Annotated in this window: 1 protein-coding gene; it reads right to left on the bottom strand. The window is 42.0% G+C overall.

The genetic code is table 11. The features are described from left to right. Positions 1-314 (bottom strand): RHS repeat-associated core domain-containing protein (locus ACTJJF_RS21995; RefSeq protein ID WP_440701019.1); only part of this gene is annotated, 314 nt, incomplete at both ends.

Raw genomic sequence — 314 nt, 5'->3', positions numbered from 1 at the left:
GAAGCGAACATTGCGTCATTTCCATCCGGATCTATCACCATCACAGGATTATTGATGGCATAGTTATAAGGGCTCCACGAACTGTATTTCTCAGACATGGCATCCATCACGCCCCATCTACCCAAATCAGGCATCAGCATTCTGGCTCCGTAATCATACATGCCCGTTTCCTGAAGCTCTTTACCGTTGTATTTATAACTATAATAACTTCCGAAATTAGAGGTAGTACCCAATCCTGAGATATGGTTTAAACCAAATGGATAATAGTTGTTGGTATCGGTAATTTCTGCAGTGCCTGTACTGTTCTTGGCAAA

Origin of the sequence: Chryseobacterium sp. 22458 (assembly GCF_052044975.1) — a bacterium.
Classification (GTDB): Bacteria; Bacteroidota; Bacteroidia; order Flavobacteriales; family Weeksellaceae; genus Chryseobacterium.
Note: the sequence above shows the minus strand (reverse complement) of the source record. Positions and strands in the feature narration are given on the sequence as shown.